At 69.6% G+C, this 21,114-nt stretch carries 14 protein-coding genes; 13 read left to right on the top strand and 1 reads right to left on the bottom strand.

Annotated features, from left to right (window positions below; translation table 11 throughout):
- The first annotated feature begins 35 nt into the window (after positions 1-35).
- From Q0263_RS13860 to purL, 13 genes are all read left to right on the top strand, one after another.
- A complete protein-coding gene (locus Q0263_RS13860) occupies positions 36-1,307 on the top strand; it encodes a lipoprotein-releasing ABC transporter permease subunit (RefSeq protein ID WP_298017286.1) in 1,272 nt (423 codons plus the stop codon).
- Positions 1,300-1,998: an ABC transporter ATP-binding protein gene (locus Q0263_RS13855; RefSeq protein WP_298017283.1), complete on the top strand. Its 699-nt coding sequence runs from the start codon at positions 1,300-1,302 to the stop codon at positions 1,996-1,998. The genes Q0263_RS13860 and Q0263_RS13855 overlap by 8 nt, the downstream gene beginning before the upstream one ends.
- A 48-nt stretch (positions 1,999-2,046) precedes the next feature.
- Positions 2,047-2,877, top strand: coding sequence for a TatD family hydrolase (locus Q0263_RS13850; protein ID WP_298017280.1), 831 nt, complete (start codon positions 2,047-2,049; stop codon positions 2,875-2,877).
- A 147-nt stretch (positions 2,878-3,024) separates the two neighbouring features.
- The gene (locus Q0263_RS13845; RefSeq protein ID WP_298017277.1) at positions 3,025-3,900 is read left to right on the top strand and encodes an alpha/beta hydrolase family protein; all 876 of its coding nucleotides are present in this window, start codon (positions 3,025-3,027) and stop codon (positions 3,898-3,900) included.
- 133 nt (positions 3,901-4,033) lie between these two features.
- Entirely contained in the window at positions 4,034-6,754 is a 2,721-nt protein-coding gene (locus Q0263_RS13840) for a ComEC/Rec2 family competence protein (protein ID WP_298017274.1), read from the top strand.
- Positions 6,755-6,868: 114 nt separating this feature from the next.
- Positions 6,869-8,101: a 3-methyl-2-oxobutanoate dehydrogenase (2-methylpropanoyl-transferring) subunit alpha gene (locus Q0263_RS13835; protein WP_298017271.1), complete on the top strand. Its 1,233-nt coding sequence runs from the start codon at positions 6,869-6,871 to the stop codon at positions 8,099-8,101.
- A gap of 17 nt (positions 8,102-8,118) precedes the next feature.
- Positions 8,119-9,141 carry an alpha-ketoacid dehydrogenase subunit beta gene (locus Q0263_RS13830; RefSeq protein ID WP_298017268.1) on the top strand — a complete coding sequence of 341 codons (1,023 nt, stop codon included), beginning with the start codon at positions 8,119-8,121 and terminating at the stop codon, positions 9,139-9,141.
- Positions 9,141-10,535: a dihydrolipoamide acetyltransferase family protein gene (locus Q0263_RS13825; protein WP_298017265.1), complete on the top strand. Its 1,395-nt coding sequence runs from the start codon at positions 9,141-9,143 to the stop codon at positions 10,533-10,535. The genes Q0263_RS13830 and Q0263_RS13825 overlap by 1 nt, the downstream gene beginning before the upstream one ends.
- A 2-nt stretch (positions 10,536-10,537) precedes the next feature.
- The gene (gene lpdA, locus Q0263_RS13820) at positions 10,538-11,950 is read left to right on the top strand and encodes a dihydrolipoyl dehydrogenase (protein WP_298017262.1); all 1,413 of its coding nucleotides are present in this window, start codon (positions 10,538-10,540) and stop codon (positions 11,948-11,950) included.
- Positions 11,951-12,041: 91 nt separating this feature from the next.
- Positions 12,042-12,986, top strand: coding sequence for an alpha/beta hydrolase (locus Q0263_RS13815; protein WP_298017260.1), 945 nt, complete (start codon positions 12,042-12,044; stop codon positions 12,984-12,986).
- A 40-nt stretch (positions 12,987-13,026) separates the two neighbouring features.
- Entirely contained in the window at positions 13,027-13,881 is an 855-nt protein-coding gene (locus Q0263_RS13810; protein WP_298017257.1) for a PHP domain-containing protein, read from the top strand.
- On the top strand, positions 13,878-14,438 hold the full coding sequence (gene greB, locus Q0263_RS13805; RefSeq protein WP_298017254.1) for a transcription elongation factor GreB: 561 nt from the start codon (positions 13,878-13,880) through the stop codon (positions 14,436-14,438). The genes Q0263_RS13810 and greB overlap by 4 nt, the downstream gene beginning before the upstream one ends.
- 156 nt (positions 14,439-14,594) lie before the next feature.
- Entirely contained in the window at positions 14,595-18,641 is a 4,047-nt protein-coding gene (purL, locus tag Q0263_RS13800; RefSeq protein ID WP_298017251.1) for a phosphoribosylformylglycinamidine synthase, read from the top strand.
- 82 nt (positions 18,642-18,723) lie between these two features.
- Here purL and Q0263_RS13795 read toward each other — a convergent pair whose 3' ends face one another.
- Positions 18,724-21,054: an acyl-CoA dehydrogenase gene (locus Q0263_RS13795; RefSeq protein ID WP_298017248.1), complete on the bottom strand. Its 2,331-nt coding sequence runs from the start codon at positions 21,052-21,054 to the stop codon at positions 18,724-18,726.
- Between the last annotated feature and the right edge of the window lie 60 nt (positions 21,055-21,114).

Here is a 21,114-nt window from a genome sequence, read left to right as displayed (position 1 = left end):
AATTGTAGAGTCAAACAGATCGAAAGGCGGTGCTCATGGCCTATGAATGGTGGATCGGGGCGCGGTACGCCGGCCTGGCCCGCATCGGGCGTGGCGGACGCCGGGGGGACCGCTTCGTGTCCTTCGTGGCGGCCAGTTCCATGGCGGGGATCGGCCTGGGGGTGGCGGCCCTGATCATCGTCCTGTCCGTCATGAACGGCTTCCAGACGCAGGTGCGCGATCGCATGCTGTCGGTGCTGCCGCACATCGAACTTTATGTGCCGGGCGTGGATCACCAGCAGGTTCTGGAACGCTGGCAGGACCTGGCCAAGGACGCCGAGGCCGATCCCGAGGTCCGGGGCGCGGCGCCTTTCGTCGCGGCCCAGGCCATGCTGGCGCGCGGGCAGTCGCTCAGCGGCGTGCAGGTCCGCGGCATCGATCCGGCCATCGAGCCGCAGGTCTCCGACCTGAAAGGGCAGCTGGAATCCGGTTCGCTGGACAGCCTGTCGCCCGGTTCCTTCCACGTCATCATCGGCAGCCAGATCGCCCAGTCCCTGGGCCTGTCCACCGGCGACACCGTGCTGATGCTCGCGCCCCAGGGCTCGATCTCCCCAGCCGGCTTCGCGCCGCGCATGCGGCAGTTCACGGTGTCCGGCGTCTTCGCGACCGGCTATTACGAATACGACGCCACCCTGGCCTTCGTGAACGTGCAGGATGCCGCCCGGGTCTTCCGCGACAGCGGCGTCAGCGGGGTGCGCCTGCGGATCGCCGACATGCAGAAGGCGCCGCAGGTGGCCCGGCAACTGCTGGGCCTGATGCCGCAGGGGATCCGCGCCATGGACTGGACGCAGAACAACCGCACCTGGTTTGCGGCGGTGCAGACGGAAAAGCGCATGATGTTCCTGATCCTGACCCTGATCGTGGCCGTGGCGGCCTTCAATCTGCTGTCGTCCCTGGTGATGGCGGTCAAGGACAAGCAGTCCGACATCGCCATCCTGCGCACCCTGGGGGCGACGCCGGCGGAAGTCGCGCGGATCTTCCTGGTGCAGGGGGCGCTGATCGGCGTGGTCGGCACGGCGGCCGGGGTGCTGCTGGGAACGCTGGCCGCCTACAACATCGACGTCATCGTGCCTTGGATCGAGCGGCTGCTCGGCATTCATTTCCTGCCTCAGCAGATCTACTTCATCAGCGAACTGCCTTCCAACCCGCAGGTCGGCGACATCACCGTCATCGGCGTGACTTCGCTGGTCCTGTCGCTGCTGGCGACCCTCTATCCCAGCTGGCGGGCCTCCCGCCTGCAACCTGCCCAGGTGCTGCGCCATGACTGATGCGGTGAACGACGTCAAGACGGTGCTGCGCGCCGAGCATCTCGTCAAGACCTACGACGAGGGCGCGGGCCGGGTGGAAGTCCTGCAGGACGTGAGCCTGGCCGTGCGGGCCCATGAAATGGTGGCCATCGTGGGCGCCTCCGGCTCGGGCAAGAGCACGCTGTTGCACGTGCTGGGCCTGCTCGACCAGCCCGACCACGGGCAGCTCTGGGTTGGCGGCGAGTCCGCCAACGGCCTGAGCGAGCGCAAGCGCAGCCAGCTGCGCAACCGGGCGCTGGGCTTCGTCTATCAGTTCCATCATCTCCTGCCGGAATTTTCCGCCCTGGACAATGTGGCCATGCCGCTGATCGTGCGCCGCCTGGGACGCGCCCAGGCCCGCGAACAGGCGCGCGGCTTGCTGGAGCAGGTCGGCCTGGGGAACCGCGCCGCCCACTTTCCGGGGCAGCTGTCCGGCGGCGAGCGCCAGCGGGTCGCCCTGGCGCGCGCCCTGGTGACGCAGCCGGCCTGCGTGCTGGCCGACGAGCCCACGGGCAATCTGGATCGCCACACGGCCGATGCCATGTTTGACCTGCTGCGCAGCATCAACCAGAATCTGGGCACGGCCTTCATCATCGTGACGCACGATCCGGCCCTGGCGGCGCTGGCCCACCGGCAGCTGCACATGCAGGCGGGCCACTTGGCCGAGGGCTGAGGACGCTGGTCTTCAATACGCTGCGGCCCGCGCTGGACGGAGACGCGAATGCTCATTGACACGCATTGCCACCTGGATGCCGCCGAATTCGATGCGGATCGGGCGGACGTCGTCCATCGGGCCAGGCACGCCGGCGTCCACGGGATCGTCATCCCGGCCGTCTGCCGGGACAATTTCGAAACCGTGCGCGACCTGGCGGCATCCCTGCCGGGCGGCGCCTATGCGCTGGGCATCCATCCCCTGTACGTGCCGCGGGCGGGTGAAGACGACCTGGTGTTTCTGGAAGATCGCCTGCATGCCTGGCGGGACGATCCCCGCCTGGTGGCCGTCGGCGAGATCGGCCTGGATTTCTTCGTGCCCGAAGCCGGCACGCCCGAGCTGCGGGCGCGGCAGGAACGGTTCTACACCCGCCAGCTGGATCTGGCGCGGCGGTTCGATCTGCCCGTGCTGCTGCACGTGCGCAAGTCCCAGGACGTGCTGCTGAAGCATCTGCGCCGGCGCCCGTCGATCGGCGGCATCGCCCATGCCTTCAACGGCAGCGTCCAGCAGGCCGAGCAGTTCCTGGGACAGGGGTTCGCCCTGGGGGTGGGCGGCGCCATGACCTTCGATCGCGCCCTGCAGATCCGCCGCCTGGCTGCGCGGCTGCCGGCGACGGCGCTGGTGCTGGAAACCGACGCCCCCGACATTCCGCCCGCCTGGCTGGGGCGCGATGCGGACGGTCGGCCGCGGCCGGCCCGCAACGAGCCCGGCGAGGTCGCCCGGATCGCCGACAGCCTGGCCGCGCTGCGCTCGGAGGCCCGGGATGCGGTGGTCGCGCAATGCGGCCGCAATGCGATGCGGGTCCTGCCGAAGCTGGAGGCGCTGCTGGCGTCTCCTTGAGCGGGCCGGTGGCGGCATGACCCGCGCCGTTCGGCGCGCCGCCCGTCTTCCGCGCCCCGGACGGGGCCGCGATGCATAATGAGTTCCGGAGCGTGTTTCGCGGCGCCCGCCGCGACAGGCTCCGGATGCTCATGCCGAGAGGAAGACATGCCAAAACATACTTTGAGCCTGGCCGCCGCCGTCGCGGCCGCCGCCTGCGCCGCCGCGCCCGCCCTGGCCAGCGAGATCGTGCAGGCTTCGTTCGCCTCGCCCACGCTGGGCCGGGATCTCAAGATGCAGGTCTATCTGCCCGACGAGTATGAGGACGCCCAGGAGAAACTGCCGGTGATCTACATGCTGCACGGCGCCGGTTCCAACGAGACTGCCTGGGTCCTCAAGGGCGGCATCCAGGTGACGGCCGACCAGTTGATCGCCCGGCGCGAGCTGCGCCGCTCCGTCATCGTGATGCCGACCACCGGCCCCGAGTCCTGGTACGCGGACGCCAATGCGGTCAAGGCCGAGACCGCCTTCATCAAGGACGTCATCCCCTATGCCGAGCAGCACTACAAGATCCGCACCGACCGCGCCGGGCGCTCGATCGGCGGCCTGTCGATGGGGGGGTACGGCGCCCTGAACCTGAGCCTGTCCCATCCGGACCTGTTCTGCGCCGCGGGGGTCCTGAGCCCCGCCATCTACGATCCGTTCCCGCCGCCCACGTCGGCGTCGCGCAAGACGCCGCAATTCGCCAGGGACGGGAAGTTCGACGAAGCCGCCTGGACGAATTCGCTGTATCCCGCCAGATTGCCGGCTTACCGCAAGGCGAACACCATCGTGCCGATGTGGATCGAGTCCGGCGACCATGACCGCTTCGGCATCGTGCTGGCGGCCGCCAAGCTGTATTGGACGCTGCACGCGACCCAGCCCAAGGACGTGGAATACCGGGTGATCGACGGGGATCATGACTGGCTCGTATTCCGGGAATCCTCCGTGCGCGCCTTGCCTTACATGAGCAAAAAATGCGAAGCGCTGGATCGGAAATCCTGATGTGAAGCGCCCGGCCGCCGGCCTGCATGGCATGCCCGCGGCCTGACGAGCGTGACAAAAGCGGCCCGAGGGCCTGGTTTTGTCACGCTCGCGCCCCTTAGCCTGTCCTGTCGAAGGCATTCGGAGGCAGGGGATGATCGGTCGGCTGGCGGTGGCGGCGGGGCTGTTGGGGGCGGGGGCCGCGCATCAACTGGCCCGGTTGCCGGCGTGGCCCTGGCTGGCGGCCACGGTGCTGGTTCCGGCGGCCATGCTGGGCCTGGCCGGGTTCCTGCGCCGCCGGACCGGGGTCCGCGCGACGGACGCGTCGCTCCCGGATGACGCCGCTTTCAGGGAAAACGGGTCGCAGCGGGATCGGACGCCGCCGCTGGCCCGCGCAGCATGCATCCTGGCGCTGTGGCTGCTGGCCGCGGGCCTGGCGTTTTCTGCCACCGTCTTCTGGGCGCAGCAGCGGCTCGCCCAGGTCCTGGAGGACGGCAATGTGGACCGGGTGTCGCGGGTCACGCTGCGCGTCCAGGGGCTGCCGCGCCTGCAGCCGGACCGGATCCGCTTCGAGGCGGACGTGCTGGATTCGCACCCGGCGGGGGTGCCGCGACGGATCCTGGTCAACTGGCCGGCGTCGGGCTGGCGCAGCCCTTATGCGGCGGCGCGGCCCGCCGACCCGCCGTTTCCGATCGTGCGTGCGGGCCAGGTGTGGCGCATGGCGCTGGTCCTGAGGCCCGTCCAGGCGGCGCGAAACGCCGCCGCCTTCGATTACGAGGGCCATGTGTTCGCCGCCGGCATCCGGGCGAGCGGCACGGTGCGCGGCGTGCCGGAGCATCTGCGGGACGAGGACTGGCACGGCATCTCCGTCGTGGCCGACCGGGCGCGGCACCGGATCCGCCAGGCCATGGCCCCGCATCTGGACGGCAAGCGCTACGGCGCCGTGCTGCGGGCCCTGGCCATTGGCGATCAGGATGGGATGGACGATGCCGACTGGCGCATCTTCAACCGCACCGGCCTGACGCACCTCGTGTCGATCTCCGGGTCCCACATCACGATGCTGGCGGGCGTGGCGGCGCTGGCCGCGCGCTGGCTGTGGTGCCGCCTGTCCTGGCGCGGCCGCGTGCTGGCCGAATACTGGCCGGCCCGGCGGGCGGCCGCCTGCGCCGCCCTGATCACGGCCTGGCTGTATTGCCTGCTGGCGGGCTGGGGCGTGCCCGCCCGCCGCACCTTCATGATGCTGGCGGTGGTGGCGGGCGCCCAGGCCCTGCAGCTGCGCCTGAGCGCATCCCGGGTGCTGGCGCTGGCCGCCGCCGTCGTCGTGGCGCTGGACCCCTGGTCCCTGCTGGCCAGCGGCTTCTGGCTGTCCTTCGCCGCCGTGGCGGTGCTGCTGGCGGCGGGGCATGGTGCGTCTCAGCAGACGCAGCCAGCTTCGGGCTCTGTGTCGCGCACTGGCCGCTGGCTGCGGAGCCTGAAACTGGCGGCCCGCCTGCAGTGGGCCATCACCCTGGCGCTGGCGCCCGCGCTGGCCTGGGTGTTCCACGAGGTGTCCCTGGTGTCCCCGGCGGCCAATGCCTACGCCATTCCCCTGATCGAACTGTGCGTCACGCCGCTGTCGCTGATGCTGGCGGCCGTGTCCCTGGCGCCGGGCCTGGACTGGGCCGCCGCCGGCCTGGCGTGGCTGGCCCACGGCGTGCTGGCGCTGATGATGCGGCCGACCGAATGGCTGGCCGGTCTGCCGACCTGGCCGGTGGCGGCTGGCCCCGCCTGGCTGTACCTGCTGGCGGCGGCCGGGGCGGCCTGCGCTTTGTGGCCGGATGGCGCCCGGTCGGGGTGTCGTCGTTCGGGCGCGGGGTTTGGGGCATCCGGCTCTCCGGGCCGCGACGTTGCCCGGTGTGCGCCTTTCCCCGTTTCCGCCGGGTCCGGTCGAGCGCAAGCGGCATGGGCGTCGCGCGGCCGCCAGGCGGCCGCAATGCTGTGGCGCCGGCGCCGCTGGGCCTGGCTGGCCCTGCTGCCCATGGCGCTGTGGACGCCGCCGCGTCCGGGCGAGGGCGAATGGGACCTGCATGCCCTGGACGTGGGGCAGGGCAGCGCTTTGCTGCTGCGCACCGCCGGGCACGACATCGTCTTCGACGCCGGGGCCCGCCATGCGCGGGATGCGGACGAGGGCGCCCGGACGGTCGCGCCCGCCCTGCGGGCGCTGGGGGTGCGGCGCCTGGATGCCCTGGTCCTGTCCCATGCCGACCTGGATCATGCGGGCGGCGCGCGCAGCATCCTGGAAGCCGTGCGGGTGGAGCAGGCCTTCAGTTCCTTCGACCTGGACCGCTGGCTGGACCGGGAAGCCCGGCTGCTGCAGGCGCCGCCCGCTTCGCGTCCGCTGGCCGCCAGCCCCTGTCGGTTCGGCGGGCGCTGGCGGATCGACGGCGTCAGTTTCGAATTTCTCTGGCCCCTGGACGTGCGCCGTGAGCGCAAGGACGTCCAGGCCAATGCCGGCAGCTGTGTGCTGCGGGTGCGCGGCCAGTATCACAGCCTGCTGCTGACCGGCGACATCGAAGCCCGCACCGAGGCGGCCCTGGTGCGGCGCGGCCTGACCCCCGCCGACGTCGTGGTCGCCGCGCATCACGGTTCGCACACCTCTTCGTCGGCGCCCTTCGTCCAGGCCGTGGCCGCCCGGCACGTCATCGTGCAGGTGGGCCGCTGGAACCGCCACGGCCATCCGAACGAGGCCGTGCTGGACCGCTGGCGCCGGTCCGGCGCGACGATCTGGCGCACGGACTGGCAGGGCGGGGTAAATGCCCAGTCGCGCGGCACCGGCCTGTCGTTGTACAGTGTTCTTGAGTCGTCCCGTCGTTATTGGCACGGACGGCGCCCGTAGTGGTTTACGCGATCTTGCGCGGCATGGCGGGATCGGCGATGATGCGGCAGCCGTCCACAAGACGACTGTTGCCCGCCAACGGGTTAATGGCAAATCCAAAAGATTTCTGCGATCATGACACAGACACCGCTGAAGTTCTATGTCCCCGAACCCTCGGGGCGTCCCGGTCAGGCGACCGACTTTTCCTACCTGCGGCTGCAGCCGGCTGGCGCCGCTCGCAAACCTCCCATCGACACCATCCCCTACGACACGCGCGACCTGGCCCTGGGCCTGATCCGGGTGCTGGATGATGACGGCCAGGCGGTCGGTCCCTGGGCCGAAGACCTGCCCGACGACGCCATTCTTCGGCGGGGCATGCAGGCCATGATCAAGACGCGCATCTTCGATGCCCGCATGGTCATCGCCCAGCGCCAGAAAAAGACCTCTTTCTACATGCAGTGCCTGGGCGAGGAAGCCATCGCCATCGGCCAGTCGCTGGCGCTGCGGGACGGCGACATGCATTTTCCGTCCTATCGCCAGCAGGGGCTGCTGATCGCCCAGGACTATCCGCTGTTCGACATGATGTGCCAGATCTTCTCGAACGACAAAGATCCCCTGAAAGGCCGCCAGCTGCCGGTGCTGTATTCCGTGCCGGAAAAGGGCTTCTTCACCCTGTCGGGCAATCTGGGCACGCAGATGCCGCAGGCCGTGGGCTGGGCCATGGCCTCCGCCATCAAGGGCGACACCCGCATCGCCTGCGGCTGGATCGGCGACGGCGCCACCGCCGAATCCGATTACCAGACGGCGCTGCTGTTCGCCAACGTCTACCGCGCGCCGGTGATCCTGAACGTCATCAACAACCAATGGGCCATTTCCACCTTCCAGTCGGTGGCGGGCGGCGAGGGCATCACCCTGGCGGCGCGCGGCATCGGCTCCAACGTGGCGTCCCTGCGGGTGGACGGCAACGATTTCCTGGCGGTGTACGCCGCCTCGCGCTGGGCGGCCGATCGCGCCCGCGGCAACCATGGCGCCACGCTGATCGAATGGGTCAGCTACCGGGCGGGGCCGCATTCCACGTCCGACGATCCGTCGAAATACCGGCCGGCCGACGACTGGTCGCGCTTCCCGCTGGGCGACCCGATCGCCCGCCTGAAGCAGTACATGATCGGGCGCGGCATCTGGTCCGAACAGGAACACCAGGACGCCCAGAAAACCTGCGAGGCCGAGATCGTCGCGGCCCAGAAGAAGGCGGAAGCCCACGGCACGCTGGCCACGGGACGCACGTCCAGCGTGGCCACCATGTTCGAGGACGTCTACAAGGAAATGCCGGAACACCTGCGCCGGCAGCGCCAGGAACTGGGGGTGTGAGCATGGCACAGGACACGATGAAAACACGCCCCATGACCATGATCCAGGCCCTGCGATCGGCCATGGACATCATGCTGGACCGCGACGAGAACGTCGTCATCTTCGGCGAGGACGTGGGCTACTTCGGCGGCGTGTTCCGCTGCACCGAAGGCCTGCAGACCAAATACGGCCAGTCGCGGGTGTTCGACGCGCCCATTTCCGAGAGCGGCATCGTGGCGGCCGCCGTGGGCATGGGCGCCTATGGCCTGCGCCCCGTGGTCGAAATCCAGTTCGCGGACTATTTCTATCCGGCGGCCGACCAGATCTTTTCCGAGGCCGCCCGCCTGCGCTACCGCTCGGCGGGCGGTTTCACGGCGCCGCTGACGATCCGCATGCCCTGCGGCGGCGGCATCTTCGGCGGCCAGACCCACAGCCAGAGCCCCGAGGCCCTGTTCACGCACGTCTCGGGCCTGCGCACCGTCATGCCCTCCAATCCCTACGATGCCAAGGGCCTGCTGATCAGTTCCATCGAAAATGACGACCCCGTCATTTTCCTGGAGCCCAAGCGCCTGTACAACGGGCCGTTCGACGGTCATCACGACCAGCCGGTCGTGCCCTGGTCCAAGCATCCGCTGGGCAATGTCCCGGAAGGCTATTACAGCGTGCCGCTGGACAAGGCCGCGCTCTACCGCGAAGGCCGCGACCTGACCGTGCTGACCTACGGCACCATGGTCTATGTGGCGGAAGTCGCCGCCAAGGACGCCGGCATCGAGGCTGACATCATCGACCTGCGCAGCCTGTGGCCGCTGGATCTGGACACCATCCTGGCGTCGGTGCGCAAGACCGGCCGCTGCGTGGTGCTGCACGAAGCCACCCGCACCAGCGGTTTCGGCGCCGAGTTGTGCGCGCTGGTCCAGGAACACTGTTTCTATCATCTCGAAGCCCCGATCGAACGCATCACGGGGTGGGATACGCCGTATCCGCATTCCCATGAATGGGCGTATTTCCCCGGCCCCAAGCGGGTGGCCGAGGCATTCAAACGTGCGTTCCGGGAGGCATAATGGGTATTCACATCATCAAGATGCCTGACATCGGCGAAGGCATTGCGGAAGTCGAACTGGTCGAATGGCACGTCCAGCCGGGCGACGCGGTGGTCGAGGACCAGGTCCTGGCCGACGTCATGACCGACAAGGCCACCGTGCAGGTGCCGTCCCCCGTGCATGGGCAGGTCGTTTCGCTGGGCGGGCAGGTCGGCCAGGTCATGGCGGTGGGGTCCGAACTGATCCGCCTGGAAGTCGAGGGCGAGGGCAACGAGCACACCTTCAAGACCCGCGCCGCGCCTGCGGAACCGGCAGCATCCGCCTCGCCGTCCCCGGACGCTGCCCCGGCGCAGGCCGGCGGCGCGCGCGCCGAGGCAGCGCTTCGGGCCGGGACTGCGGATGCCGCCCCGGCGGCAGTCGCGCCGGCAGCGCCCCGCGCGGCGCCGGCTCCGATGGCTGAAATCGCTCCCGCGCCGGCCGCCCCTGCGGCCCGCACGCCGCATGCCGCCACCCACGCGCCCGCGCGGCCCGAGGGCCAGCGGCCCCTGGCTTCGCCCGCTGTGCGCCGCCGCGCCTGGGACCTGGGCATCACCTTGCAGTACGTGCCGGGCAGCGGCCCGGCGGGCCGCATCACCCAGGGGGACCTGGACGCCTGGCTGGCCCGCGACCGCAACGACACTTCGCATCGCACCACCGGGTCCCTGTACCAGTCCCACGACGACGAAACCGCCGTTCCCGTCATCGGGCTGCGGCGCAAGATCGCGCAGAAGATGCAGGAATCCAAGCGGCGCATCCCGCACTTCACGTACGTCGAGGAAATCGACGTCACCGAACTGGAGTCCCTGCGCGCCCGGCTCAATGCCCGCTACAGCACCGAACGCGGCAAACTGACCCTGCTGCCCTTCCTGGGGCGGGCCATGGTGCTGGCCCTGCGCGAATTCCCGCAGATCAACGCGCGCTTCGATGACGACGCCGGCGTGGTGACCCAGTTCGGCGCCGTGCACCTGGGGGTGGCGGCGCAGACGCCGTCGGGCCTGATGGTGCCTGTGGTCCGTCATGCCGAAACCCTGGACCTCTGGTCCTGCGCGGCGGAAATCGCCCGCCTGGCCGAGGCCGCCCGCCAGGGCAAGGCTGCGCGCGACGAATTGACGGGTTCCACCATCACCATCACCAGCCTGGGGCCGCTGGGCGGGATCGTCTCCACGCCGGTGATCAATCACCCGGAAGTCGCCATCGTGGGCGTCAACCGCGTGGTCGAGCGTCCGGTCTTCCAGGAGGGTCGGGTCGTGGCCCGCAAGCTCATGAACCTGTCCTCGTCCTTTGATCATCGCGTGGTCGACGGCATGCACGCCGCCGAGTTCATCCAGTGCATCCGGCGCTATCTGGAATGCCCGGCGCTTCTGTTCGTGGAGTAAGCATGTCCAATCCCATCAATACCACTTTGCTGATCGTTGGCGGCGGCCCCGGCGGCTACGTGGCCGCCATCCGGGCGGGCCAGCTGGGCATTCCCACCGTGCTGGTGGAAGGCGCCACCCTGGGCGGCACCTGCCTGAACATCGGCTGCATTCCCTCCAAGGCCCTGATCCACGTCGCGGAACAATTCCACGCCCTGCAGGGCTATGCGGGGGATTCTCCCCTGGGCATCCGCGCCCGCTCGCCGGAACTGGACCTGGACCGCAGCATCGCCTGGAAGGATGGCATCGTCAAGAAACTGACGGGCGGCATCGGGGCCCTGCTGAAAAAGCACAAGGTCACGGTCGTCCAGGGGTGGGCGCGCATCGTCGACGGCAAGACCGTGGACGTGGATCCGGTCGTCAAAGGCAAGGCGGGCGCGCCTCAGCGCATCCGCTGCGAACACCTGCTGCTGGCGACGGGGTCGGAACCCGCCGCTTTGCCCTTCATGCCCTTCGGCGGCCCGGTGATTTCCTCCACCGAGGCCCTGTCGCCGAAGAAGCTGCCCAAATCCCTGGCCATCGTGGGCGCGGGGTACATCGGCCTGGAACTGGGCACCGTCTACCGCAAACTGGGGGTCAAGGTCGACGTCGTCGAAGCCCAGGATCGCATCCTGCCCGCCTACGATGCGGAACTGGTCAAGCCCGTGCACAAGGCCCTGAAATCCCTGGGCGTCGACCTGCACCTGCAGACCCAGGTCCTGGGCCTGAGCGAGGACGGCAAGGGCCTGCGCATCCAGCCGCCCAAGGCGGAGGAACAGGTGCTGCCCGCCCAGCAGATCCTGGTGGCGGTGGGCCGCCGGCCCCGCAGCCGGGGCTTCGGCCTCAGTTCCCTGATGCTGGACATGGACGGCCTGGCCGTTCAGGTGGACGAGCGCTGCCGGACTTCCATGAGCGGCGTGTGGGCCATCGGCGACCTGACCGGAGAACCGATGCTGGCCCATCGCGCCATGGCGCAGGGCGAATGCGTGGCGGAACAGATCGCGGGCCATGTGCGGCGCTTCGTGCCCGCCGCCATTCCGGCCGTGTGCTTCACGGATCCGGAGGTCGTGACGGCCGGGCTGTCGCCGCAGCAGGCCGCGGCGGCCGGCATCGAGGCCCTGGAAGGCGTCTTCCCGCTGGCGGCCAACGGCCGGGCCATGACGCTGGAATCCACGGACGGCTTCGTGCGCGTCGTGGCGCGGCGCGACAACCATCTGATCCTGGGGTGGCAGGCGGTGGGGCGGGGCGTGTCCGAATTCGCCGCCGCTTTCGGCCAGTCCATCGAAATGGGGGCCCGCCTGGAAGACGTGGGGCACACGATCCACGCGCACCCGACCCAGGGCGAAGCCATCCAGGAAGCCGCGCTGCGGGCGCTGGGGCAGGCGCTGCACGTGTGAACGCGGCGGCGGCGCGCGCCCGGCCTCGGGGCGGGCGCGCGGGCATTCGTCGCTACAATCGACGTATCGCTCGTTTGCAAGAGGCTTCATCATGTCCCCGATTGCGCATTCAGACGCCGAACCCCGCTTGGATTTCGTCACCTGCGCCAGCCCGGCCGGCCTGCACCGCATGGCGTACTGGGAATGGGGCGATCCGGGCAATGACCGGGTGCTGCTGTGCGCGCATGGCCTGACGCGCACCGGCCGCGATTTCGATCCGCTGGCGCGGGCGCTGCGGGATGACTATCGGGTGGTCTGCCCGGACGTGGTCGGCCGCGGGCGGTCCGACTGGCTGATCGACCCGGCCGGCTACGTCGTGCCGCAGTACGTGGCCGACATGGTGGCCCTGATCGCCCGCCTGGCGCCCGCCCGGCTGGACTGGGTGGGCACGTCGATGGGCGGGCTGATCGGCCTGGGCCTGGCCGGCGCGGCGATGGTGTCGCCGGCGCTGCGTCCCGACCGGGGCGCCTGGGGGCTGGGCGCCGCGCCGGACGTTCCCCTGGGCCGCATGGTGTTCAACGATATCGGCCCCGCCCTGACGCAGGAAGGCCTAGAGCGCATCGGCGGCTATGTGGGCCAGGACATCCGGTTCGCGTCGTTTCAGCAGGCGGTGGATTACGTGCGGGCCGTGTCCGGCGGCTTCGGTCCGCACGATGCCGCCGGCTGGACGGCCCTGACCGAACACGTGTTCCACGAGCAGGGCGGGCAGTGGGTCAAGCATTACGATCTGCGCATCGCCCAGCCTTTCGCCCTGCAAACCCCTGAAGCCACCGCCGCCGCCGAGGCACTGCTGTGGCGGGCCTGGGACCACTTGCCCATGCCGGCCCTGGTCCTGCGGGGCGCTCAATCCGACATCCTCTCGGCCGAGACCGCGCAGCAGATGGTCAGGCGCAACGCCAACGCCCGTTGCGTGGAGTTCCTGGGCGTGGGGCATGCTCCCACGGTGCGCTCGGAGGACCAGATCGAAGCCGTGCGGCGGTTCCTGCTGGCGGAGTGAGGCGCGGCACGATGCCGCACGGTCGTGTACAGTCTGATGAATGAGCTTGAACATTGATTTGCACAGCCATTCCCGGCAGTCGGACGGCGTCCTGTCGCCGGCGGAAGTCGCGGCGCGGGCGCAGGCCAACGGCGTGGACTGGTGGGCGCTGTCGGACCACGATGAAACCAGCGGCCTGAGCGAGGCCGCGCAGGCCGCCCGCGATCTGGGCATGGGCTTCATCCCGGGGGTGGAGATCTCCGTCACCTTCTGCGGCAAGACCGTCCACATCGTGGGCCTGAACATCGACCCGGACAACGCCGACCTGGCGGCCGGCCTGGCGGAAATCCGCCTGGGCCGCTTCGATCGGGCGAAGCTCGTGGCCGAACGCCTGGCCGAATGCGGCGTCGCGGACGCCTTCGAGGGCGCCTTGCGCCACGTGGACAATCCCGACCTGATCAGCCGCGTGCATTTCGCCCGCCACCTGCTGGAGCAGGGGCATGTCAAATCCCTGCAGCAGGCTTTCGACCGCTATCTGGGCGAGAACAAGCGGGCGTTCGTGCCGACTCAATGGGCCAGTCTGGAACAGGCCGTGGGCTGGATACGCGGGGCGGGCGGCAAGGCCGTCATCGCCCATCCGGGGCGCTACAAATACACGCCCCAGCAGCGCGACGCCCTGTTCCAGGCCTTCAAGGACCTGGGCGGGCAGGGGGTCGAGGTCGTCACCGGCAGCCATACCCCGGCGCAGTATGAACAGTATGCCCGCCTGGCGCTGACGTACGGGTTCCAGGCATCCCGCGGTTCGGATTTCCACGCCCCGGGCGTGGGTCGCGTCGACCTGGGACGCATGCCGGACCTGCCGGACAGCCTGGTTCCCGTCTGGCGGGATTGGATTCAGGAGGAACACCGACCATGAACAAGGCCTTCGTCAAGGAATCGGACGCGGACGAGGACGATGACCTGCCCGAGGCGCGGGCATTGCCCGCCGGCACGAAGAACTACATGACCACGGGTGGCTATCGCGCCCTGAACGATGAACTGATGCATCTGATGAACGTGGAGCGGCCCGACGTGGTGCAGACCGTGTCCTGGGCGGCGTCCAACGGCGACCGCTCCGAGAACGGCGACTACATCTACGGCAAGAAGCGCCTGCGGGAGATCGACCGCCGCATCCGCTTCCTGACAAAGCGCCTGGAATCGGCCGAGGTGGTCGATCCCTCGCAGCAGCCCAATCGCGACCAGGTGTTCTTTGGCGCCACCGTGCAGTATTGCGACAGCCAGGGCCGGGAATTCAACGTCACCATCGTCGGCGTGGACGAAGCCGATCCCCTGAACGGACGCATCAGCTGGGTCTCGCCGGTGGCGCGCGCCCTGATCAAGGCGCGCGAAGGCGATGTCGTGACCCTGCGCACCCCGGCCGGCATCGAGGAACTGGACATCCTGGCCGTCAGCTACCCGCCTGCCGCTGGCTGAGGCCGTTCGGGCGGCCTTCCGTCAGGACCGGATGGGCGACCCTATCGGGCCGGGGCGGGCAATCCATCGGGATGGCGGCAGGGGCATGGACCTGTTGTCGGCCCGATCCCGGTAAAATGGAGGATTCTTCCTTCCGTTTGCCTTGGGCCTTCTGCCGTGACCACCGTATTGATCATTCCTGGTTCTGCCGCCTTGTCCGATTTCCGCCGCCAGCGCCTGCTGCGCGCCCTGACGGACCGGGGACTGCCGGTGGCGTCGGTCGCGGCGCATGCCTGCTATTTCGCAGGGGTGGACGGGACGCTGTCCGATGCCGACCGGGCGCGGCTCGACGCGCTGCTGGACGACGGCCGGCGCGAGCCCGCATCGACCGACCGGCATGCCGCGCAACTGCTGGTGGTGCCCCGCCTGGGCACGATTTCCCCCTGGGCCAGCAAGGCCACCGACATCGCCCGGCATTGCGGCCTGCCGCAGGTGCATCGCATCGAGCGCGGGGTGCGCTACGCCATCACGCCCGAACGCCGCCTGCTGGGCGCGCAGAAGTTCACCGAATCCCAGATCCGGGACATCGCCGCCTGCCTGCACGATCGCATGACCGAAACCGTGATGCCGGCTGATTTCGACGGCCAGGCCCTGTTCGCTCCGGTGTCCGGCCAACCGGTCCGGGCGGTGCCGGTCATGGCGCAGGGCCGCGCGGCCCTGGACGACTGCAACGCCAGCCTGGGCCTGGCGCTGTCGGCTGACGAAATCGATTATCTGCTGCGCGCCTACCGCGATCTGGGACGCGATCCCACCGACGTCGAACTGATGATGTTCGCCCAGGCCAACAGCGAACACTGCCGCCACAAGATCTTCAACGCCCATTGGACGCTGGACGGCCAGGCGCAGCCGCAGACGCTGTTCGACATGATCCGCGCCACCCATGCGGCCCAGCCCGAAGGCACCATCGTGGCCTATGCCGACAACGCCGCCGTCATGGCGGGCGGCCCGGCGTCGGCCTTCCACGCGGCGGATGCGGCCGATACCGTCTACCGCCGCCACGACATCACGTCGCACATCCTGATGAAGGTCGAAACCCACAACCACCCCACGGCGATCGCGCCGTTTCCCGGGGCGGCCACGGGGGCCGGCGGCGAGATCCGCGACGAGGGCGCCACGGGGCGCGGTTCCAAGCCCAAGGCGGGGCTCACGGGCTTCACGGTGTCCAACCTGCGGGTGGACGATGCCGTCGAACCCTGGGAAGGGCCGGCCGGCGCGCCGGGGCGCATCGCCACGCCGCTGGACATCATGATCGAGGGCCCCATCGGCGGGGCGGCGTTCAACAATGAATTCGGACGGCCCAATCTGCTGGGCTACTTCCGCAGCTTCGAACAGACCGCGGGCGGCGTGCGCTGGGGCTATCACAAGCCCATCATGCTGGCCGGCGGCCTGGGCCAGATCGATGCCCGCCTGACCCACAAAGACCCTCTGCCCCCCGGGGCGCTGCTGGTGCAGCTGGGCGGGCCGGGCATGCGCATCGGCATGGGCGGCGGCGCGGCGTCCAGCATGGGCGCCGGCACCAACCAGGCGGATCTGGATTTCGATTCCGTGCAGCGCGGCAATCCGGAAATGCAGCGCCGCGCCCAGGAAGTCATCGACCGCTGCTGGCAGCAGGGGGATGGCAATCCGGTCCTGGCCATCCACGACGTGGGCGCGGGCGGCCTGTCCAACGCCTTCCCCGAACTGGTCAACGACGCCGGGCGCGGCGCGGAATTCGAATTGCAGCGCGTGCCCCTGGAAGAATCCGGCCTTTCTCCCGCCGAGATCTGGAGCAACGAATCCCAGGAACGCTATGTCCTGGCCATCCTGCCGACGGATCTGGATCGTTTCGCCCGGATCGCCGATCGCGAGCGCTGCCCCTACGCCGTCGTCGGCGTGGCGACCGAGGAACGCCGCTTGCGCGTCACCCAGGGCGAGGGCCTGCCCGGCCTGGACCGCCCGGAGGGCGAAATCCCCGCCACGGCCCTGCGGCCGGTGGACGTGCCGGTGGACGTGATCCTGGGCAAGCCGCCACGCATGCAGCGTGACGCCGGCCGGGTCGCCGTGGACGGCGTCCCGCTGGACCTGGCCGACATCGAACTGCCGGACGCGGTGGAACGGGTGCTGCGCCATCCGACGGTGGCCAATAAATCCTTCCTGATCACCATCGGCGACCGCACGGTGGGCGGCCTGACGGCCCGCGACCAGATGGTGGGGCCGTGGCAGATCCCCGTCGCCGACTGCGCCGTCACCCTGCGCGACTACGAAGGCGTGGCCGGCGAGGCCATGGCGCTGGGCGAGCGCAGCCCGATCGCCGTGCTGAATCCGCCGGCCTCCGGCCGCATGGCCGTGACGGAAGCCCTGACCAATCTGGCCGCCGCCGGCGTGGCCCGCCTGGAAGACGTCAAGCTGTCTGCCAACTGGATGGCGGCCTGCGGCGCGCCCGGCCAGGACGCCGCCCTGTTCGATACCGTGGCGGCCGTCAGCGACTGGTGCCAGACGCTGGGCCTGTCGATTCCGGTGGGCAAGGATTCCCTGTCCATGCGCACCGCCTGGCAGGACGACGAGGGCGACCACCAGGTGGTCTCTCCGGTGTCGCTGGTGGTCACGGCCTTCGCGCCGGTGGCCGACGCGCGCGCCACCGTCACCCCGCAATTGCGCACTGACGCCGGCGATTCTGTGCTGCTGCTGATCGACCTGGGGGAAGGGCGCCAGCGCATGGGCGGCTCGGTCCTGGGCCAGGTCTACGGCGGCTTGGGCGCCGAGACCCCCGACATGCAGGACGGCAGCCTGCTGCGCACCGCCTTCCTGACCCTGCGCGAACTGGTGGCGCGCGGCTGGGTACTGGCCTGCCATGACCGCTCCGACGGCGGCCTGCTGGCCGCGGCGGCCGAAATGGCCTTCGCCGGCCATGTGGGCGTGTCCCTGAACCTGGACATGCTGACCATCGATCCGCACACGGCCGATGCGGGCGACTACAAGATCCGCAACGATCAGGTGGCGGTCCTGCACCACGAGCACAACCTGACGGCGCTCTTCAACGAAGAAGCCGGCTGGCTGCTGCAGGTGCCCCGCGCCCGCCGCGACGAGGCCCTGCAGTTCCTGCGCCAGGCGGGTCTGTCCGCCGTCACCCAGGTGATCGGCATGCTGAACGCCAAGCAGGAACTGCAGGTGTTCCGCGACGGCGCCATCCTGTATCACCGGCCCCTGGCCGAACTGGGACGGATCTGGAGCGAAACCACTCGCCGCATCATGGTGCGGCGCGATCACCCCGATTGCGCCCAGGCCGAATACGACACCTGGCTGGACACGGACAATCCGGGGCTGGCGCCGCGTGTGGATTTTGATCCGCAGGAAGACGTGGCGGCGCCCTTCATCGCCACCGGCGCCCGTCCCCGGGTCGCCATCCTGCGCGAGCAGGGCTGCAACAGCCAGGTGGAAATGGCCTGGGCCTTCGACGTGGCGGGTTTCCAGGCCGTGGACGTGCACATGACCGATCTGCTGGCCGGGCGCATCCGCCTGGACGACATGCGGGGGCTGGTCGCCGTGGGCGGCTTCAGCTATGGCGACGTGCTGGGCGCCGGCGAAGGCTGGGCCCGCACGATCCGCTTCAACGCGGCGCTGGCCGATCAGTTCGGCGGCTTCTTCGCCCGGCCGGACGTCTTCGCCCTGGGGGTGTGCAACGGCTGCCAGATGCTGGCCGCGCTGGCCGACATGATCCCGGGGGCGCAGCACTGGCCTCGCTTCACCCGCAACGTCTCGGAAAAATACGAGGCCCGGCTGTCCCTGGTGGAAATCCTGGATTCCCCCTCTCTGTTTTTCGCCGGCATGGCCGGGGCGAGGGCGCCCATCGCGGTGGCGCACGGCGAAGGCTACGCCAACTTCAGCCGGCAGGGCGATGCCCGGCAGGTGCTGGCGGCGGCCGCCTTCGTGGACAACCGCGGGACGCGCACACAGGTCTATCCGGCCAATCCCAACGGCAGCCCGGACGGCCTGACCGCCGTCACCACGGCCGACGGCCGCTTCACCGCCATGATGCCGCACCCGGAACGGGTCACGCGCAACGTCGCCATGTCCTGGCGGCCGACGCGCTGGGGGGCGGCGGACCGGGGCGGAGACGACACGGCCCACGGCGGCTACACCCCCTGGATGCGGATGTTCCGCAACGCGAGGGCCTGGATGAAATAGAACACAGGACAGCCCCCATGGGCGTCCTGTGCCTATCGGATCCGCCCGGCCTGCGCGCCGCGCCCCGGCGATTCCGGCGCAATCAGGCTGCAGCCCCCGACGGCCCCTGGAAATCGGGGGCGAAGTCGTCCACGGCGATCACCCGGTCGCGCAGGGCGTTGCGGGCCAGCAGGCGCTCGTATTCTTCGTCCGTCAGGCCCCCCGCCGCGTGGACGGCGTCGGCGATGTCGCGCACGTTGGCGCGCGGATCGCCGGCGGGTATCTTCCCTGATTTTTCGAATTCCCGTACGCGGGCGTCGAGCGACTGCGTGGCCAGCACGGCCTGCAGCGCCGCTTCCAGGGCGCCCACGGGTTCTTCCAGCCCGACGGGCACGTGGGCCAGCCGGGTCAGGCGGTCCCGGGCCGCGCCCGGGGTGCAGAGCGCCTCCGCCACGGCGGCGGACAGCTTGTCCGAAGGCGCCGAGAAACTGCGGCCCCAGGGAAACAGCAGCACCCGCAGGGCGCAGGCCAGGAAACGGTTGGGGAAATTGTCCAGCACGCCGGCGATGGCGTCCTGGGCGCGGCAGAACGCATCCTGGATGGCCCAGTGCGCCAGCGGCGCGTCGGCGGCCTGGCGGCCTTCGTCCTCGAAGCGCTTGAGCGTGGCCGAAATCAGGTAGAGCTGCGACAGCACGTCGCCCAGCCGCGCGGAAATCGACTCACGGCGCTTCAGCGAACCGCCCAGCACCAGCATGGAGGCATCCGCCAGGGTGGCGAACGCGGCGGAAAACCGCGTCAGCTGCCGGTAGTAGCGCGCCATGCCGGGGGCGACGTCGGTGTCGGGGCGGGCCAGCACGGCGCCCGTCCAGCCATGCCAGATCGCGCGCATCTTGTTGCACGCCGCATGGCGCATGTGGCCCCAGAACGCCGTGTCGAAATCCGCCAGCCCCTGTTCCGGGTCGTCGGCCTGCGCGGCGCGCATTTCCGCCAGCACGAAGGGATGGCTGCGGATGGCGCCCTGGCCGAAGATCATCAGGCTGCGCGTCAGGATGTTGGCGCCTTCGACGGTGATGCCCACGGGAATCTGCTGGTAGGCGCGTCCCAGGAAATTCTGCGGTCCCAGGATGATGCCCTTGCCGCCGATGATGTCCATGCCGTCGTTGACCACGTCGCGGCCACGTTCGGTGACGTGGTATTTGGCGATGGCGGAAATGACGGCGGGCTTTTCGCCCAGGTCGACCGCCCCGGCCGTCATGGATCGCGCCGCGTCCATCAGGTAGGTGTTCGCGCCGATGCGGGCCAATGGTTCGATGACGCCCTCGAAGCGGTGGATGCGGGTGTGGAACTGATCGCGGACCACGCTGTAGGCGCCGACCGCGCGGGCGGTCAGCTGCGCCATGCCGGCATAGGACGAAGGCAGCGAGATGGAGCGCCCGGCCGCCAGGCATTCCATCAGCATGCGCCAGCCCTGGCCCGCGCGTTCCGGGCCGCCGATGATGAAGTCCAGCGGCATGAACACCTCGCGTCCCCGCGTGGGGCCGTTCATGAACATGGCGTCCAGCGGGAAATGGCGCCGGCCGATCTCGACCCCCGGATGATCGCGCGGCACCAGGGCGCAGGTGATGCCGATGTCGGGTTCGTCGCCCAGCAGGCCGTCCGGATCGTAGAGCCGGAACGCCAGGCCCAGCACCGTGCAGACCGGCCCCAGCGTGATGTAGCGCTTGTCCCAGCTGACCCGCATGCCCAGGGTTTCCTCGCCCTGCCATTGGCCCCGGCACACGATGCCGTGGTCCGGGATGGCGGCGGCGTCCGAGCCCGCCCAGGGGCTGGTCAGGCCGAAGGCGGGGATGTCCTCGCCGCGCGCCAGCCGGGGCAGGTAGTGGTCCTTCTGGGCCTGCGTGCCGTAGCGCAGCAGCAGTTCCGCGGGGCCCAGCGAGTTCGGGACCATGACGGTGGCTGATAGCGCGGAATTGCGTGATGCCAGCCGGGTCACGACGGCCGAATGGGCGCTGGCGGAAAACCCCAGCCCGCCGTACTCCTTCGGAATGATCATGCCGAAGAAGCGGTGCGTCTTGATGTAGTCCCAGGCCTGCGGGGGCAGGTCCAGGTCCTGGCGCGTCACCTGCCAGTCGTGGACCATGGCGCACAGGGTCTCGACTTCCCGGTCCAGGAAGGATTGCTCTTCGTCCGACAGGCGCGGCGCGGGGATGGCGTGCAGGGCGCGGGCGCTGGGCTGTCCCGAAAACAAGGCGCCGTCCCACCAGACCGTGCCCGCTTCCAGGGCCTCGCGTTCGGTGTCCGACATACGGGGCAGGATGCGCCGGAACTGCTTGTACAGGGGGTGGCTCAGGTATTTCAGGCGCCAGTCCCGCTGCGTCAGCACGATGGCCGACACCGCCAGGACGAGCACGATCAGGATGAGCACAATCGTCATGACGCGACTCCAGATTCGGGTTTTCGTGTTCAGACCTTGTGTCCATGATACCGCCTGGGC

The sequence above is a fragment of the uncultured Castellaniella sp. genome (assembly GCF_937988725.1).
Classification (GTDB): Bacteria; Pseudomonadota; Gammaproteobacteria; order Burkholderiales; family Burkholderiaceae_B; genus Castellaniella.
The sequence above is the reverse complement of the archived record's forward strand: the minus strand, read 5'-3'. Positions and strand labels throughout refer to the sequence as shown.

Excerpts from the sequence above, each read along its gene's own strand:
- Q0263_RS13810 (WP_298017257.1), top strand. The coding sequence starts at position 13,027 with ATGAGCTTGAACATTGATTTGCACAGCCATTCCCGGCAGTCGGACGGC.
- greB (WP_298017254.1), top strand. The coding sequence starts at position 13,878 with ATGAACAAGGCCTTCGTCAAGGAATCGGACGCGGACGAGGACGATGAC.
- Q0263_RS13795 (WP_298017248.1), bottom strand. The coding sequence starts at position 21,054 with ATGACGATTGTGCTCATCCTGATCGTGCTCGTCCTGGCGGTGTCGGCC.
- Q0263_RS13845 (WP_298017277.1), top strand. The coding sequence starts at position 3,025 with ATGCCAAAACATACTTTGAGCCTGGCCGCCGCCGTCGCGGCCGCCGCC.
- Q0263_RS13850 (WP_298017280.1), top strand. The coding sequence starts at position 2,047 with ATGCTCATTGACACGCATTGCCACCTGGATGCCGCCGAATTCGATGCG.
- Q0263_RS13835 (WP_298017271.1), top strand. The coding sequence starts at position 6,869 with ATGACACAGACACCGCTGAAGTTCTATGTCCCCGAACCCTCGGGGCGT.
- Q0263_RS13840 (WP_298017274.1), top strand. The coding sequence starts at position 4,034 with ATGATCGGTCGGCTGGCGGTGGCGGCGGGGCTGTTGGGGGCGGGGGCC.
- Q0263_RS13860 (WP_298017286.1), top strand. The coding sequence starts at position 36 with ATGGCCTATGAATGGTGGATCGGGGCGCGGTACGCCGGCCTGGCCCGC.
- Q0263_RS13815 (WP_298017260.1), top strand. The coding sequence starts at position 12,042 with ATGTCCCCGATTGCGCATTCAGACGCCGAACCCCGCTTGGATTTCGTC.
- Q0263_RS13830 (WP_298017268.1), top strand. The coding sequence starts at position 8,119 with ATGAAAACACGCCCCATGACCATGATCCAGGCCCTGCGATCGGCCATG.
- lpdA (WP_298017262.1), top strand. The coding sequence starts at position 10,538 with ATGTCCAATCCCATCAATACCACTTTGCTGATCGTTGGCGGCGGCCCC.
- Q0263_RS13825 (WP_298017265.1), top strand. The coding sequence starts at position 9,141 with ATGGGTATTCACATCATCAAGATGCCTGACATCGGCGAAGGCATTGCG.
- Q0263_RS13855 (WP_298017283.1), top strand. The coding sequence starts at position 1,300 with ATGACTGATGCGGTGAACGACGTCAAGACGGTGCTGCGCGCCGAGCAT.